The sequence below is a fragment of the Streptomyces sp. NPDC051286 genome (assembly GCF_044455345.1).
Classification (GTDB): Bacteria; Actinomycetota; Actinomycetes; order Streptomycetales; family Streptomycetaceae; genus Streptomyces.
Map to the genome: position 1 here is coordinate 214,510 of NZ_JBITER010000007.1, position 13,852 is coordinate 228,361.

A 13,852-nucleotide genomic window follows, 5' to 3' on the forward strand; every position below is an offset into this window, starting at 1 on the left:
GCCGTGTGTCCGGCGTGCGCGGTCAGTCGCCGTTGACCTCCTTGGCGACCCGGTCGCCGAGGTCCTTGTCCACGTTGCGCCAGTACTGCAGCGCCCGTTCCAGGACCGGGCGGCTCACACCGTCCAGGAGATGGCCGGAAATGTTCGACACGAGCCGCTCGCGCGCCGCGTCGTCGAGCACCTTGCGGACCATGGTGCCCGCCTGGCCCCAGTCGTCGTCCTCGCGGTGCAGCTTGTACGCCTCGTGGACCATCTCGCCCGCCGTGGCCCAGCCCGCCGGGTCGCCGAAGCGCTCGGTGTCCGCGGCCGGTCCGCCGTACGAGTTCGGTGCGTAGACCGCTCCCGTGCGCGCCGGCTCGTACCGCATCGGGCCGTCCTTCGCGTACGAGTTCCGGCCGAAGCGGGGCCGGTTCGGGGGCAGCTGCGCGTAGTTCGGGCCGATCCGGTACCGGTGGGTGTCGGGGTACGAGAAGAGCCGGCCGAGCAGCATCTTGTCGGGCGACGGACCGATGCCGGGCACCAGGTTCGACGGCTCGAAGGACGCCTGCTCGATGTGGACGAAGAAGTCCTCGGGGTTCTCGTTCAGCGTCATCCGGCCGACCTCGATCAGCGGGTAGTCGCCGTGCGGCCACACCTTGGTCAGGTCGAACGGGTTGAACCGGTAGTCCGGTGCGTCGTCGAACGGCATCACCTGGACGTACAGCGTCCAGCTCGGGTGATCACCGCGCTTGATCGACTCGAACAGGTCGCGGCGGTGGACGTCGCCGTCGATACCGGCGATCTCGTCGGCATCGGCCTGGGTGTAGAAGTCGATGCCCTGGTCGGTCTTGAAGTGGTACTTGATCCAGAACCGCTCGCCACCCGCGTTCACCCACATATAGGCGTGCGAGCTGTAACCGTTCATGTTGCGGTACGTCTTCGGGATGCCCCGGTCGCCCATCAGCCACGTCACCATGTGCGCGGACTCGGGGGAGAGGGTCCAGAAGTCCCACTGCATGTCGTGGTCGCGCATCCCGCTCTCCGGGCGGCGCTTCTGCGAGCGGATGAAGTCCTGGAACTTCATCGGGTCCCGGACGAAGAAGATCGGCGTGTTGTTGCCGACCATGTCGTAGTTGCCCTGCTCGGTGTAGAACTTCAGCGCGAAGCCCCGTGGGTCGCGCCAGGTGTCGGGGGAGCCCTGTTCGCCGGCGACCGTGGAGAATCGGGCGAGCATGGCGGTCTGCTTGCCCGGTTGGAAGAGGTCCGCCTTGGTGAACTGACTGACGTCGTTGGTCACGACGAAGGTGCCGTAGGCCCCGGAGCCCTTGGCGTGCACCACCCGTTCGGGGACCCGTTCGCGGTTGAACTGGGCCATCTTCTCGATGAGGTAGTGGTCCTGGAGCAGGATCGGCCCGTCGGATCCGACAGTGAGCGAATGTTCGTCGCTCTCCACCGGGATACCGGCGTTGTTCGTGGTGTAAGGAGTGTTCTTGGTTTCCTCGGACACGAGCGTCCTCCCGTCGGTGCGGGGTGTCGGTCAAATCGTCCAGGCGGCGCCCGGTCACGACTGAAGTCAACTCCGACGACGGGAGGATGGCAACATGTGGAGATCGTCCCGACTTGTCCAAGTGTGGCGAGGTGCTGTTACTGGTTCCGGGCCGGCATCTCGAACCAGACGACCTTGCCGGTCGACAGCCGGGTCGCCCCCCACCGCCTGGCCAGCCGGTTCACCAGGAACAGTCCGCGGCCGCCCTCGTCCATGTCGCGCGCCCGGCGCTGCCGGGGCAGCTGCGGGGCGTCGTCACCGACCTCGCAGCGCAGGATGTCGGTCCGCAGCAGCCGCAGCGTGACCGGCCGCTCCGCGTACCGCACGGCATTGGTGACCACCTCGCTGACCAGCAGCTCCACCGAGTCCGAGAGCTCGTCCAGCCCCCACCGGCTGAGCGCCCTGCGGGCCAGCCGGCGGGCCCGTCCGGGGGCGGAGTCCTCCGGTTCCAGGAACCAGTACGCGACATCGCTCGGCGCGATCCCGTCGAAGCGGGCGGCGAGCAGCGCGATGTCGTCGTCCCGGTCGCCGGGGCCGAGCATGTCGAGCACGTCGTCGCAGAGCGCCTCCAGCGGCGGCGAGTGGTCCGGTCCGGTGAGCCGGGCGGTGGCGGCGAGCCGCTCGCGCAGCTGCTCGATCCCGGTCCAGACGTCCCGCAGCCGGGACTCCACCAGACCGTCGGTGTACAGCAGCAGCGTGGCGCCCGAGGGCGCGTCCAGTTCGACCGCCTCGAAGTCGACCCCGCCGACGCCGATCGGGGCACCGGGCGGCACCCGGAGCACCTCGGCGCGGCCGCCCAGGTGAAGCAGGACGGGCGGCGGGTGCCCGGCGTTGGCGACGGTGATCCGGTGCGCGACCGGGTCGTAGACCGCGTACAGGCAGGTCGCCATGCGGTCGCTGCCGAGCCGCTGCGCCTGCTCGTCGAGGTGGTGGAGGACCTCCTGCGGCGGCAGGTCGAGCCCGGCGAGGGTCTGCGCGGTGGTACGCAGCTGCCCCATGATCGCCGCGGAGGTCATGGAGTGGCCCATGACGTCGCCGACGACCAGGGCGACCCGGCTGCCGGGCAGCGGAATCGCGTCGTACCAGTCGCCGCCGACCCGGGCGGTCTCGGCGGCCGGGAGGTAGCGGGAGGCGAGCCGGACACCGGTGGGCTGCGGCAGCGAGTCGGGCAGCATGGTGCGCTGCAGCTCGTCGGCGATGTAGGCCTCGCGCCCGTACAACACGGCCTTGTCGATGCCGAGCGCGGTATGCGTCGCCAGCTGGGCGGCGACCAGCAGATCGTTGGCCTCGAAGGGAGGCCGCTCGGTCCCGCGTAGGAAGACGGCAGCACCGATCACCCTCCGGCGGCCGCGCAGCGGGGCGAGGATCGCCCGGTGGCCGGAGGGTACGGTGCGCCCGGCGCCGAGCAGCTCGGGCAGGGCGACGCGGGCCGTCGCGGAGTCACCGAAGACGGGCCGTACGCCGCGCAGCACCTCGGCCAGCGCGCCGCCCGCCCGGACCTCGCAGAGCTCGGCCGCGGGCATCAGATCGGCGTGCGGGTCGAGGGCGGGCAGCCGCAGCCGCTCGCCCTCCGCGGAGGGTGAGGCATCGGATTCGTCGTCGCTTAAACGCAGCCGGTCGGACCGGCGCAGCCGCAGCACGAACGGGGTGGCGGGACGCTCGTCACCGACCGGGAGCGGGTCGCGGAGGTAGACGAGTATGGCGTCGGAGAACGTCGGCACGCTGGCTCGGCACAGCCCCAGGACGATCTCGTCCAGGTCTATGCCGCGGGCGATCCGGCGGGTCGCGGCGCCCACGAAGCGCAGCCGGTCGCCCTCGCGGCGGGACACCGCCTGCGGGTCCGGTCCGGCCGCGGCGGCGCTCGGCACGGTCGCCGGGTTCGGTGCGCCGGCGGGGCCGGGAACCGTCGTGGGATTCGAGCCGGAGCCGGGCGCCGGGGCCGGCCCCGGGATCGCTGCGGCAGCAGGCGCGGCATCCTGCTGCCGCGGCCGGGCGCGTTCCTGCGACCGGGCGGCGAGAGGCTGCCGGCCTTCGTGGGAGGTGGGGTGCTCCGTCACGCGTGGGGTTCCGTCCGTCCGGGCCGGTTGTATGAGGCAATCACCTTGTGGGGCGCCACTGTGCCCTGGCAGGAGCGGCGATGACAACGGCTGTCATCGCGTGCCCCGCTCGGCGAGGCCGAAACCGTATGCCTGCGAGGTGTGCAGGTGACAACGTTTCTGGCGCGTGGGCGGCGGACAGCGTGCACGTCTCCACCCCCTCGTCGTGGTCCATGCGGTTCTTGCTGCTCATGCAACCGATGCGGCTCATGAAGGTCGTGCAACTCGTGCGATGACTTGCGGTCAGGTCCTGCGCCGCGCCCGCCGGTTGAAGCGGAGCAGCCCTCCGGAGGACGATCCTACGTTTGCCCCCCTGGGGTGCATCAAGGGTCTCACGACGGCATATGCGAGGGCGTACGGTCCCAGTCATCCGGCAGCACGGGTACCCGCCACCGCGGATCGGGCCGCCAGTTCTCCCAGCCGTCCCGGAACGGCGCCCCCCACGCGTCGATCACGCGGACGGCCGCACGGCCCGCCTCCCGTACCCGCCGCGCGGTGTCCCGGTTCATCAGCCCGACCCGCTGCGCCTGCGCGAACTCGTCCTCGTCCAGCCAGCGCCAGCTGCGGTCGGGGTTGACGGCGATGTCCAGGAAGTGATCCTCGGAGTCGATGCCGCCCGCCCAGCGGGTGCGCGGTTCCTCCAGGTTCACGTACCAGTTGCGAAAGCTCCAGCCGCGGTCCCAGAACAGCCAGACCGACCAGGGTTCGCCGGGCCGGGCGAGCTTGAGCACGCCCGTGCCGAACCAGATCGAACGGGCGGTGGTACGGGGCGCGGTGTACCGGGTGACGAGCGGCTCGGCGTGCACACTGGTGCCGTCGGCGAGGACCGGCTTCACACATTCGGTGCCGGGTGCCATCCACACGGCGAGCAACTCGGCGGTTTCCTGGACCACGGTGACGGGCCGGCAGATGTGGACCGGGCGGTGGGCGCGGCCCGGCGACAACGGACCGTTGCCGCGGTAGCGCCACAGAATCTGATCACCCGGCGCCCAGTACGTGGTCTCCTGGGGCTCGACCTCTCCGGGTTCGCTGTCTCCGGTACCTGCCATGGAGCGATCTTAGAGTGCCCGGCAGTAGGCTTCGCGGCGTCGCGGGGCCGGCGCACGCACCTCGCGGCGTTGTCGTCAATCACCAACGCTCCGCGTTGGCTCAATCCTCCGCCTTGCGACGCACGCACCCCAGCCCCGCTCCTTCACCCGCGCTGCCTACCGCCGGGCACTCTTAGGGATGCGCCCGCCCGGCCGCCGCGATCCACGTCACGGGCGGGTCATACGCAACACGTCGAGTGCCTCGTCGAGCTGTTCCACCGTGAGATCGCCGCGCTCCACGTACCCCGAGTCCAGCACCACTTCGCGGATCGTCCGCCGCTCGGCGAGCGCCTTCTTGGCGACCTTCGCCGCCTCCTCGTAGCCGATGTACTTGTTCAGCGGTGTGACGACGGACGGCGAGGACTCCGCGTACTCCCTGGCCCGCTCCACGTTGGCGGTGATGCCGTCGACGGTGCGGTCCGCCAGCAGCCGGGAGACGTTGGACAGCAGCCGGACGGACTCCAGCAGATTCTTCGCGATGACCGGAAGCATGACATTGAGTTCGAAATTGCCCGCAGCGCCCGCGACGGCGACCGTCGCGTCGTTCCCCATCACCTGGGCCGCCACCATCAGCACGGCCTCAGGAATGACCGGATTCACTTTCCCCGGCATGATCGACGAGCCCGGCTGGAGGTCGGGAAGGCTGATCTCGGCCAATCCGGTGCGCGGCCCGGAGGCCATCCAGCGCAGATCGTTGGAGATCTTGGTGAGCGAGACGGCGATCGTACGGAGCTGGCCGGACGTCTCGACGAGCCCGTCCCTTGCGCCCTGCGCCTCGAAGTGGTCACGGGCCTCGGTGAACGGCAGTCCGGTGACGCGGGCGACCTCGGCGATCACGGCGGCGGAGAAGCCGGGTGGGGTGTTGATGCCGGTGCCGACGGCCGTGCCGCCCAGCGGCAGCTCGGCGAGGCGCGGCAGTGATGCGTACAGCCGCTCGATGCCGTACCGGATCTGCGCCGCGTAGCCGCCGAACTCCTGGCCCAGCGTCACCGGCGTGGCGTCCATCAGGTGGGTACGTCCCGACTTCACGACCGCCGCGAACTCGACGGACTTGCGCTCCAGGGCGGCCGCCAGATGATCCAGTGCCGGGATCAGCTCGCCGGTGACGGCTGCGGTCGCGGCGATGTGGATGGAGGACGGGAAGACGTCGTTGGACGACTGCGAGGCGTTGACGTGGTCGTTGGGGTGGACGTCGCGGCCGAGGCGTTCGCCGGCGAGGGTGGCCACGACCTCATTGGTGTTCATGTTGGAGGACGTGCCGGACCCGGTCTGGAAGACATCGATGGGGAAGTGCGCGTCCCAGCGGCCCTCGGCGACCTCGGCGGCCGCGTCCTGGATCGCGGCGGCGATGTCCGGGTCGAGCACCTTCAGCTCGGCGTTGACCTTCGCCGCGGCCGCCTTGATCCGGGCCAGGGCCTCGATATGGGCCCGCTCCAGGCGCTGGCCGGAGATCGGGAAGTTCTGCACGGCGCGCTGCGTCTGAGCCCGCCACCGGGCATCCGCGGGGACCTTCACCTCGCCCATCGAGTCGTGCTCGATGCGGTAGTTCTCTCCGGCTGTGCCGCTGTTCGCCGGGACCTGTGCGTCGTCCATGGGGTTCAACCTCCTGAAAAAGCTGAGCACTTGTCTTGTTCTATCTATTCCCAAGTCGCCTACCGACCAGTAAATACCGGGGGTAACCACAACCAGGGGAGGCGCAATGAGGCGCACCAGGCACAGACTTCGCCGTACGGTCGCGGCCGCCGCGGCCATGGCGGCGGCGTTCGGCGGCATGACCGCTGCCGCCGGACAGGCAGGCGCGGCAGACCGGTCCGGTACCACCACTACCGCATCGACCCCCCTCCCGCCCGAGCTGGAGGCCATCCGCGCCGCCGAAGCCACCCAGCTGTACGGGAGCCCGGCCGAGCGCCCGCTCGCCGACCGCAAGACCGGGCTGATCTCGCTCGGCGACAGCGAGATTTCGGGCGAGGGCGTCGGGACGTACGAGGCGGGGACGAACGGTCCCGACAACTGGTGCCACCGCTCGCCCGACTCCGCGATCCACCAGACCGGGATCCCGGCCGACGTCACGTACAACGTCTCCTGCTCCGGCGCGTACACCGGCAACATCGTCATCGGCGGCTCGAAGCAGTACGCCGACGAGCTCGTGCAGAGCGACAACCTCGCCATCAAGGCGCGCAACACCCGTATCAAGATGATCGTGCTCGTGGCCGGCGCCAATGACGACCTCCAGTTCGGCCCGGTCATGACGGACTGCGTCCAGCGCTGGGTGCTCTCCCAGGGCACCTGCCAGCCGAAGTACGAGGGCGGCTGGCAGGCCCGTGTCGACGGACTTGTCCCCAAGGTCGAGAAGACCGTCCGCGACCTGAAGACCGTCATGTCCGACGCCGGCTACACGAGCAGCGACTACAAGCTCGTGGTCATGGGCTATCCGAGCCCGATCGGCCCGGACTTCTACGACAACCCGAACTTCCCCGGCAAGCTTCCCGGCGGCTGCGCCGGATACGACTCCGACGCCGCCTGGGGCCGGAACGTCGCCGTCCCCGCCTTCGAGCGCGGGATGCGGCAGGCCGCCGCCGACACCGGCGCCGTCTACCTCGACAACTCCCGTCTCTTCCACGGCCACGAGGTCTGCAGCGAGTCCACCTGGGCCCGCGGTCTCTACATCGACCTCTCGCAGCTTCCGTGGGACTCCAACTCCGTCCGGCAGTCCTTCCACCCCAACGCGCGTGGGCACGCGGCCTTCGCGTCGTGCCTGACCCAGATCTACAACTCCGGTCTGCGCGAGGCGAGCTGCGCCGACCCGGCCAGCACCGGAAAGCCGGTCCTGGAGCCGGCCGCCTGGGACTCACTCTTCAAGCCCCTCAAGAACGAGGCCACCGGCACTTGCGTGGACGTCCCCGCCTCGGTGACCCGTAACAACACCCCGATCGGCGGCTGGGACTGCCACGGCGGCCGCAACCAGGGCTGGTGGTACGACACCGCCGACAAGAGCATCCACGCGGAGCTGAGCCACGACCGGTGCCTCGATGTGCCGGGCGCCGACTACCGGGCGGGCGCCACGGTCATCCTGTGGAACTGCTCGGGCGCGGCCAACCAACAGTTCGTCAGGCAGTCGGGCACCGTGCGCCCGGCGGCGTCGACCGGCCTGTGTCTGACGCTGGCGGCGGCCAAGGACCCGCTGAAGCTGCAGGCGTGCGACGGGACGGCGAAGCAGCGCTTCGCGTAACGCCCGACGGGGCAGGGCAGCCGCCGGATGCGGTCGCCCTGCCCCGTTGTGCTCACCGGCTCGCGGTCTCGCTCACGAATGCTCCCAGTACGGCGGCCAGATACCCCGGACCGTCCGCCTGGTCCCGCTCCGTCCCGATCCGCCCAAGGACGCGCCACGGCGCTCCCCGGCCATCACGTCCGACCTCCAGCGCACCATTCTGCCGGCGGTGGTCGGCGGCGAGACGGACGCGTCGATCGCCCGCAGGCTCGGCATGAGCCGCCGCAGCGTCGCCGAGCACATGCGGACGGTCTCGGAACAACTGGGCAGCAACAGCCGCGCCCAGCTGGGCCATCCGCTCGCCACGTCAGGACTGCTCGACAGCTGAACGACGGGGCGCGGACGCACGGCGGCCGGGCGCCGGATCCGTCACGGACGGACCGCGAGGGCGCCCCGGCCGAAACCGTGACGCCCCCGAAGCGGGCCGAGTCCTTCCGGTCAGGCGAGACCGGGACCGCGCACCGGAATGCTGGTGAACGTCGGCGCCGGAGCGGGCTCGGTGAAGAAGTCGTTGCCCTTGTCGTCGACGACGACGAACGCCGGGAAGTCCTCGACCTCGATCTTCCAGACCGCCTCCATGCCGAGCTCCTCGTACTCGACGACCTCGACCTTCTTGATGCAGTCCTGGGCGAGGCGCGCCGCCGGGCCGCCGATCGAGCCGAGGTAGAAACCGCCGTGCGCCTCGCACGCGTCGGTGACCTGCTTGGACCGGTTGCCCTTGGCGAGCATCACCTTGGAGCCGCCCGCCGCCTGGAACTGCGCGACATAGCTGTCCATGCGCCCGGCCGTCGTCGGGCCGAAGGAACCCGAGGCGTACCCCTCGGGCGTCTTCGCCGGACCCGCGTAGTACACCGGGTGGTCCTTCAGGTACTGCGGCATCTCCTCGCCCCCGTCCAGCCGCTCCTTGATCTTGGCGTGCGCGATGTCGCGCGCCACGACCAGCGGGCCGGTCAGCGAAAGGCGGGTCTTGACCGGGTACTTGGTCAGCTCGGCGAGGATGTCGTCCATCGGCCGGTTCAGGTCGATCCTGACGACGTCACCCGACTCGTCCAGGTGCTCGTCCGTGGTGTCCGGCAGGAAGCGCGCCGGGTCCTTCTCCAGCTGCTCCAGGAACACACCCTCGGCGGTGATCTTCGCGGTGGCCTGACGGTCAGCGGAGCAGGACACGGCGATCGCCACGGGCAGCGAGGCACCGTGCCGGGGCAGCCGCACCACGCGCACGTCGTGGCAGAAGTACTTGCCGCCGAACTGCGCGCCGATCCCGATCTTCTGCGTCAGCTCGAAGACCTTCTCCTCCAGCTCCTTGTCCCGGAAGCCGTGACCCGTGGGCGAGCCCTCGGCGGGCAGCTCGTCCAGGTAGTGGGCGGAGGCGTACTTCGCGGTCTTGAGCGCGAACTCGGCCGACGTGCCGCCGACAACGATCGCCAGGTGGTACGGCGGGCAGGCCGCGGTTCCCAGCGAACGGATCTTCTCCTCCAGGAACTTCATCATGGAGGCCTCGTTCAGGACGGCCTTCGTCTCCTGGAAGAGGAACGACTTGTTGGCCGAGCCGCCGCCCTTCGCCATGAAGAGGAACTTGTAGGCGCCGCCGTCGGTGGCGTACAGCTCGATCTGGGCCGGGAGGTTCGAGCCGGTGTTCTTCTCCTCCCACATGGTGAGCGGAGCCATCTGCGAGTAGCGCAGGTTGAGCTTGGTGTACGCGTCGAAGATGCCGCGCGAGAGCGCCTCTTCGTCACCACCCGACGTCAGCACGTTCTGCCCGCGCTTGCCCATGACGATCGCGGTGCCGGTGTCCTGGCACATGGGGAGGACGCCCGCGGCGGCGATGTTGGCGTTCTTCAGCAGGTCGAGCGCCACGAACTTGTCGTTGGACGACGCCTCGGGGTCGTCGACGATCCGTCGCAGCTGTGCCAGGTGAGCGGGGCGCAGGTAGTGCGAGATGTCGTGCATCGCCTCGGCGGCCAGCGTGCGCAGCGCCTCCGGCTCGACCTTGAGGAACGTACGGCCGTCGGCCTCGAAGGTCGAGACGCCGTCGGCGGTCACCAGCCGGTACGGCGTGGTGTCCTCTCCCAGAGGGAGCAGATCGGAGTACGCAAACTCTGGCATTACGGCCATTCCTCACTCGGCGACAGCGGCTGGCCTCCCTTGGACAGCGCACCCACCAGGGTAGAACGCCGCAAGGGTGCCGAAGCTGTGAGGTAAGGCTCAGTCGAACGCGCGCCGCCGCCCGCGGTGCGGCGGGCGCGACTCCCCGATCCGCCCGCCATGTGTCCCGGGGTCGCCCTTTCGGACCTGCCGGGCCTGCGGGGTCCAGCGCGTACATCTGTGGCGTCGTCACGTGGCGGCGGGCCGTTCCCTGATCCGGCCCGATCGGACGGAGAGGCTGCAGGGCGTGTTCCGGAAGTCCCGCCTGCCAGGCGGCGTCTGGCGCGCACGCTCGCTGCGATGTCGGGCTCGCCCCGATGCGCCGCCCAGTATCGGGGCGACCCTCCGCCTCGCGATCGCACGCACCGGGCGCCGCATCGCCCGCCCTGCGGGCGGACGATGCTCCTTTCGAAACACGCCCTGGTCGCGATCTATCGCGTTTGGGTACGCTTGGCCGGTGGACCTCGAAAAGCACCCCCAGCAGCCCGCCGCCCCGGCGCAAACCGCGCCCGCGGGTATCCGTGCCTCCGACGCGGACCGCGACCGGATCGCGGACATCCTGCGCGATGCCATGGCCGAGGGCCGGCTGACCGCCGAGGAGCATGCCGAGCGGGTCGACGCGGTCTACCGGGCCAAGACCGTCGGTGAACTCGAACCGCTGGTACGGGATCTGCCGACATCCGGCGGGAGTGCCGTGCCGTCGTCCGCCGCTCCGTACGCGTACGGCCCCCAGGCCCCCACCGGCCCGGCCGACAACATGGTGGCGATCTTCAGCAGCTCCACCCGCAAGGGCCGTTGGCGCGTCGGCGGCCGCACGAACGCGTTCGCGCTCTTCGGCAGCGTGGAGATCGATCTGACCGAGGCGCTTTTCGGTCAGAGACTCACCGTCATCAACGCGACGTCCATCTTCGGAAGTGTCGAGATCAAGGTCCCGGAGAACATCTCGCTGCGCGGCAGTGGGACGGGCGTCTTCGGTAATTTCGAAGTGGTCACACTGGAATCCGCGGACCCTGAAGCACCCGTGGTCATCGTCAACGGCTATTCGGTCTTCGGAAGCGTCGAGGCGAAGCCGAAGCGCGGGAAGCTGATTGCGGATCTTCACAACAGGCTGCGCAAACACCTCGGCCACTGAACCACGGCAAGCCGCGCCGGTCCGCACCGTGTCCAATCAGGCCAATTTTCCGATCGACCACGATTTCGCCGCCCGGAACTCGGTGCCACTCAGTGCATAGGCGCACGCACAGCGGGTAGGGACTGCTGCATCGTCTCTCGCTCGCGAAGCCGTCGTCAGGAGTAGACCGTGCTGCAACTGCCGCATCAGCCCCTGCAGGTCGCCGCCGTCCCCGCCCAGCGCACCCCTGCTCGGGAGGGCGAGGCCGACCCCTGGCACTCGGAGGCGGTGTGCCGCCGGGACGAAGCCGGGCTGTTCTTCGCCCCGTCGAAGGAGCCGACTGCTGCCCGACTGTCACGAGAGGAGTCCGCGAAGCGGGTCTGTGCGCGCTGTCCGGTGATGATCGAGTGCCGGGAACACGCCTTGGTGCAGCCCGAACCGTACGGAGTGTGGGGCGGCCTCACCGCCGCCGAACGCCGTGTGGTGCTCGCCCGCCGCAGGCGGCGCGAGATGGAGCTCAAGGCCGCTGCCTCGGCCGGCCACATCGCCGCAGCCGGCTGACCGGAGCGGACCGAAGGGGGCCTCGCGGGACGCGACGAGCGGCTCCACGGGACGGGGTGGCTCGGCTCCCCGGACGGCGCCGAGCCACCCCCGCCCGCCGTCGACACGGAGAGGCGCCCCCACCGCACATGGGGGCGCCTCTTCACGTTCTCCGGCCGGGCGCACATCGCCGGTCACGGCACTGGCGCGGTCTACTTCGCGCGGTCGAAGTCGATCGCGCTGTAGGCGCGCAGCTTCGACAGCCGGTGGGTCGAGTCGATCTTCCGGATCGTGCCGGACTTGGACCGCATCACGATCGACTCGGTGGTCGCCGTCTCGCTGCGGTACCGCACGCCGCGCATCAGCTCACCGTCCGTGATGCCGGTCGCGACGAAGAACACGTTGTCGCCGCTGACCAGGTCGTCCGTGGACAGCACCCGGTCCAGGTCGTGCCCGGCGTCCAGCGCGCGCTGCCGCTCGGCCTCGTCCTTCGGCCAGAGCTTGCCCTGGATGACACCGCCGAGGCACTTTATGGCGCACGCCGAGATGATGCCCTCGGGGGTGCCGCCGATGCCCATCAGCAGATCGACGCCGGTGCCCTCGCGGGCGGCCATGATCGAGCCGGCGACATCGCCGTCGGTGATGAACTTGATGCGGGCGCCGGTCTCCCGGATCTCCTTGACGATGCCCTCGTGGCGAGGGCGGTCCAGGACGACGACGGTGACGTCCTCGGGGGCGGAGTTCTTCGCCTTCGCGACCCGGCGGATGTTCACCGCGACGGGCGCATTGATGTCGACGAAGTCGGCGGCCTCGGGGCCGGTGACCAGCTTGTCCATGTAGAAGACCGCGGACGGGTCGAACATGGCACCGCGGTCGGCGGCGGCCAGCACGGCGATCGCGTTCGGCATGCCCTTGGCGTTCAGGGTCGTACCGTCGATCGGGTCCACGGCGATGTCGACCTCGGGGCCGGTGCCGTCACCGACCCGCTCGCCGTTGAACAGCATGGGGGCTTCGTCCTTCTCGCCCTCACCGATGACGACGACGCCGTTCATCGAGACGGTCGAGACGAGGGTGCGCATGGCCTTCACGGCGGCGCCGTCGGCGCCGATCTTGTCGCCGCGGCCGACCCAGCGCCCGGCGGCCATGGCGGCGGCCTCGGTGACCCGGACCAGCTCCAGGGCCAGGTTGCGGTCGGGGGCCTCCGGGGAGACCTCCAGCTGGGACGGCAGATGATGCTCGGACATCGGAGCGCACCTTTCTGTACGACGACGACCGGAAGAGGGTCCTCTGACTCTATCGCCAGGTCGACAAAATGAGCAGACCGGGTCACTTATGAGCGGCAGGATGGGGTGGGTGCCACGTCCTCCTGCCCCTCGGCCGGCCCCGCCGGGCTTGATGCGACCATGGACCCGTGGCAAGCAAGCGAGGCAAGCAGACGGCGCGGGACATGATCCTGTCGATGGCGGTGATCTCCGCCGTTGCGGGGATCGTTTACATTTTCGTCCCGCACGACGACAAGGCCAACCCGATCAAGGCGGTCGACTACCGCGTGGAGCTGGTGACGGCCAGGCGCGCGGCCCCGTACCCGGTGGCTGCTCCGGCCGGCCTGTCCAAGGACTGGAAGCCGACCTCGGTCAGCTACGACCGCGAGGCGGACAACGGCTGGCACCTGGGCTTCCTCGACCCGGACGGCAAGTACGTCGCGGTGGAGCAGTCGACGTCCCCGGCGAAGAAGTACGTGTCCGAGGTCAGTCAGGACGCGCGGAACACCGGGCGCACGCAGCAGGTCGCCGGTGAGACGTGGCAGCGCTGGGAGGGCCCGAAGTACGACGCCCTGGTGCGCCACGACAAGGACGCGACCACGGTCGTCACCGGTTCGGCGTCGACGGAGCGGCTGGCGGAGATGGCCGCCGCGCTCAGGACGTCCTGAGCCGCGAGCCGGCCGGGCCCGCACGCGGCCGTACGGAGAGGGGCCCCGGAGCACGTGCTCCGGGGGCCCGCACCGGAAGGGCCGGCATGGGCAATCCGGCGTGTGGTACTCCGGGGTGGGGTGACCCGGCAGACGCGGGGAACACGCCT

Annotated in this window: 11 protein-coding genes; 5 read left to right on the forward strand and 6 right to left on the reverse strand. The window is 70.0% G+C overall.

Translation table 11 applies throughout. The annotated features are described in order from the left end of the window. Nucleotides 1-22 precede the first annotated feature (22 nt). The 4 genes from ACIBB8_RS10455 to ACIBB8_RS10470 form a co-directional block, all read right to left on the reverse strand. Nucleotides 23-1,486, reverse strand: coding sequence for a catalase (locus tag ACIBB8_RS10455; protein WP_398950501.1), 1,464 nt, complete (start codon nucleotides 1,484-1,486; stop codon nucleotides 23-25). A gap of 137 nt (nucleotides 1,487-1,623) precedes the next feature. Then, nucleotides 1,624-3,582 (reverse strand): SpoIIE family protein phosphatase, encoded by a 1,959-nt coding sequence (locus ACIBB8_RS10460; RefSeq protein ID WP_398950503.1) that lies wholly within the window; start codon nucleotides 3,580-3,582, stop codon nucleotides 1,624-1,626. A 371-nt stretch (nucleotides 3,583-3,953) separates the two neighbouring features. Beyond that, on the reverse strand, nucleotides 3,954-4,670 hold the full coding sequence (locus tag ACIBB8_RS10465; protein ID WP_398950505.1) for a DUF402 domain-containing protein: 717 nt from the start codon (nucleotides 4,668-4,670) through the stop codon (nucleotides 3,954-3,956). Nucleotides 4,671-4,877: 207 nt separating this feature from the next. Next, on the reverse strand, nucleotides 4,878-6,302 hold the full coding sequence (locus tag ACIBB8_RS10470; RefSeq protein ID WP_398950507.1) for a class II fumarate hydratase: 1,425 nt from the start codon (nucleotides 6,300-6,302) through the stop codon (nucleotides 4,878-4,880). 106 nt (nucleotides 6,303-6,408) lie between these two features. On the opposite strand from ACIBB8_RS10470, the gene ACIBB8_RS10475 reads away from it, so the two are divergent. Continuing rightward, nucleotides 6,409-7,938, forward strand: coding sequence for a ricin-type beta-trefoil lectin domain protein (locus ACIBB8_RS10475; protein ID WP_398950508.1), 1,530 nt, complete (start codon nucleotides 6,409-6,411; stop codon nucleotides 7,936-7,938). A gap of 46 nt (nucleotides 7,939-7,984) precedes the next feature. Further along, nucleotides 7,985-8,305, forward strand: coding sequence for a helix-turn-helix transcriptional regulator (locus ACIBB8_RS10480; RefSeq protein WP_398950510.1), 321 nt, complete (start codon nucleotides 7,985-7,987; stop codon nucleotides 8,303-8,305). A gap of 110 nt (nucleotides 8,306-8,415) precedes the next feature. On the opposite strand, the gene ACIBB8_RS10485 is transcribed toward ACIBB8_RS10480, so the two are convergent. After that, nucleotides 8,416-10,092 (reverse strand): fumarate hydratase, encoded by a 1,677-nt coding sequence (locus ACIBB8_RS10485; protein WP_398950512.1) that lies wholly within the window; start codon nucleotides 10,090-10,092, stop codon nucleotides 8,416-8,418. A 487-nt stretch (nucleotides 10,093-10,579) separates the two neighbouring features. Between ACIBB8_RS10485 and ACIBB8_RS10490 the strand changes: the two genes are divergently transcribed. Both ACIBB8_RS10490 and ACIBB8_RS10495 read left to right on the forward strand, forming a co-directional pair. Beyond that, nucleotides 10,580-11,254, forward strand: a complete 675-nt coding sequence (locus tag ACIBB8_RS10490) for a DUF1707 domain-containing protein (protein WP_398950514.1) — start codon at nucleotides 10,580-10,582, stop codon at nucleotides 11,252-11,254. Between the two features lie 168 nt (nucleotides 11,255-11,422). After that, nucleotides 11,423-11,794, forward strand: coding sequence for a WhiB family transcriptional regulator (locus ACIBB8_RS10495; protein ID WP_398950516.1), 372 nt, complete (start codon nucleotides 11,423-11,425; stop codon nucleotides 11,792-11,794). Between the two features lie 191 nt (nucleotides 11,795-11,985). On the opposite strand, the gene glpX is transcribed toward ACIBB8_RS10495, so the two are convergent. Further along, nucleotides 11,986-13,017, reverse strand: a complete 1,032-nt coding sequence (gene glpX / locus ACIBB8_RS10500; protein ID WP_366694753.1) for a class II fructose-bisphosphatase — start codon at nucleotides 13,015-13,017, stop codon at nucleotides 11,986-11,988. Nucleotides 13,018-13,184: 167 nt separating this feature from the next. Here glpX and ACIBB8_RS10505 point away from each other — a divergent pair, with 167 nt between their 5' ends. After that, on the forward strand, nucleotides 13,185-13,703 hold the full coding sequence (locus ACIBB8_RS10505; RefSeq protein ID WP_398950519.1) for a DUF4245 domain-containing protein: 519 nt from the start codon (nucleotides 13,185-13,187) through the stop codon (nucleotides 13,701-13,703). Nucleotides 13,704-13,852 lie beyond the last annotated feature (149 nt).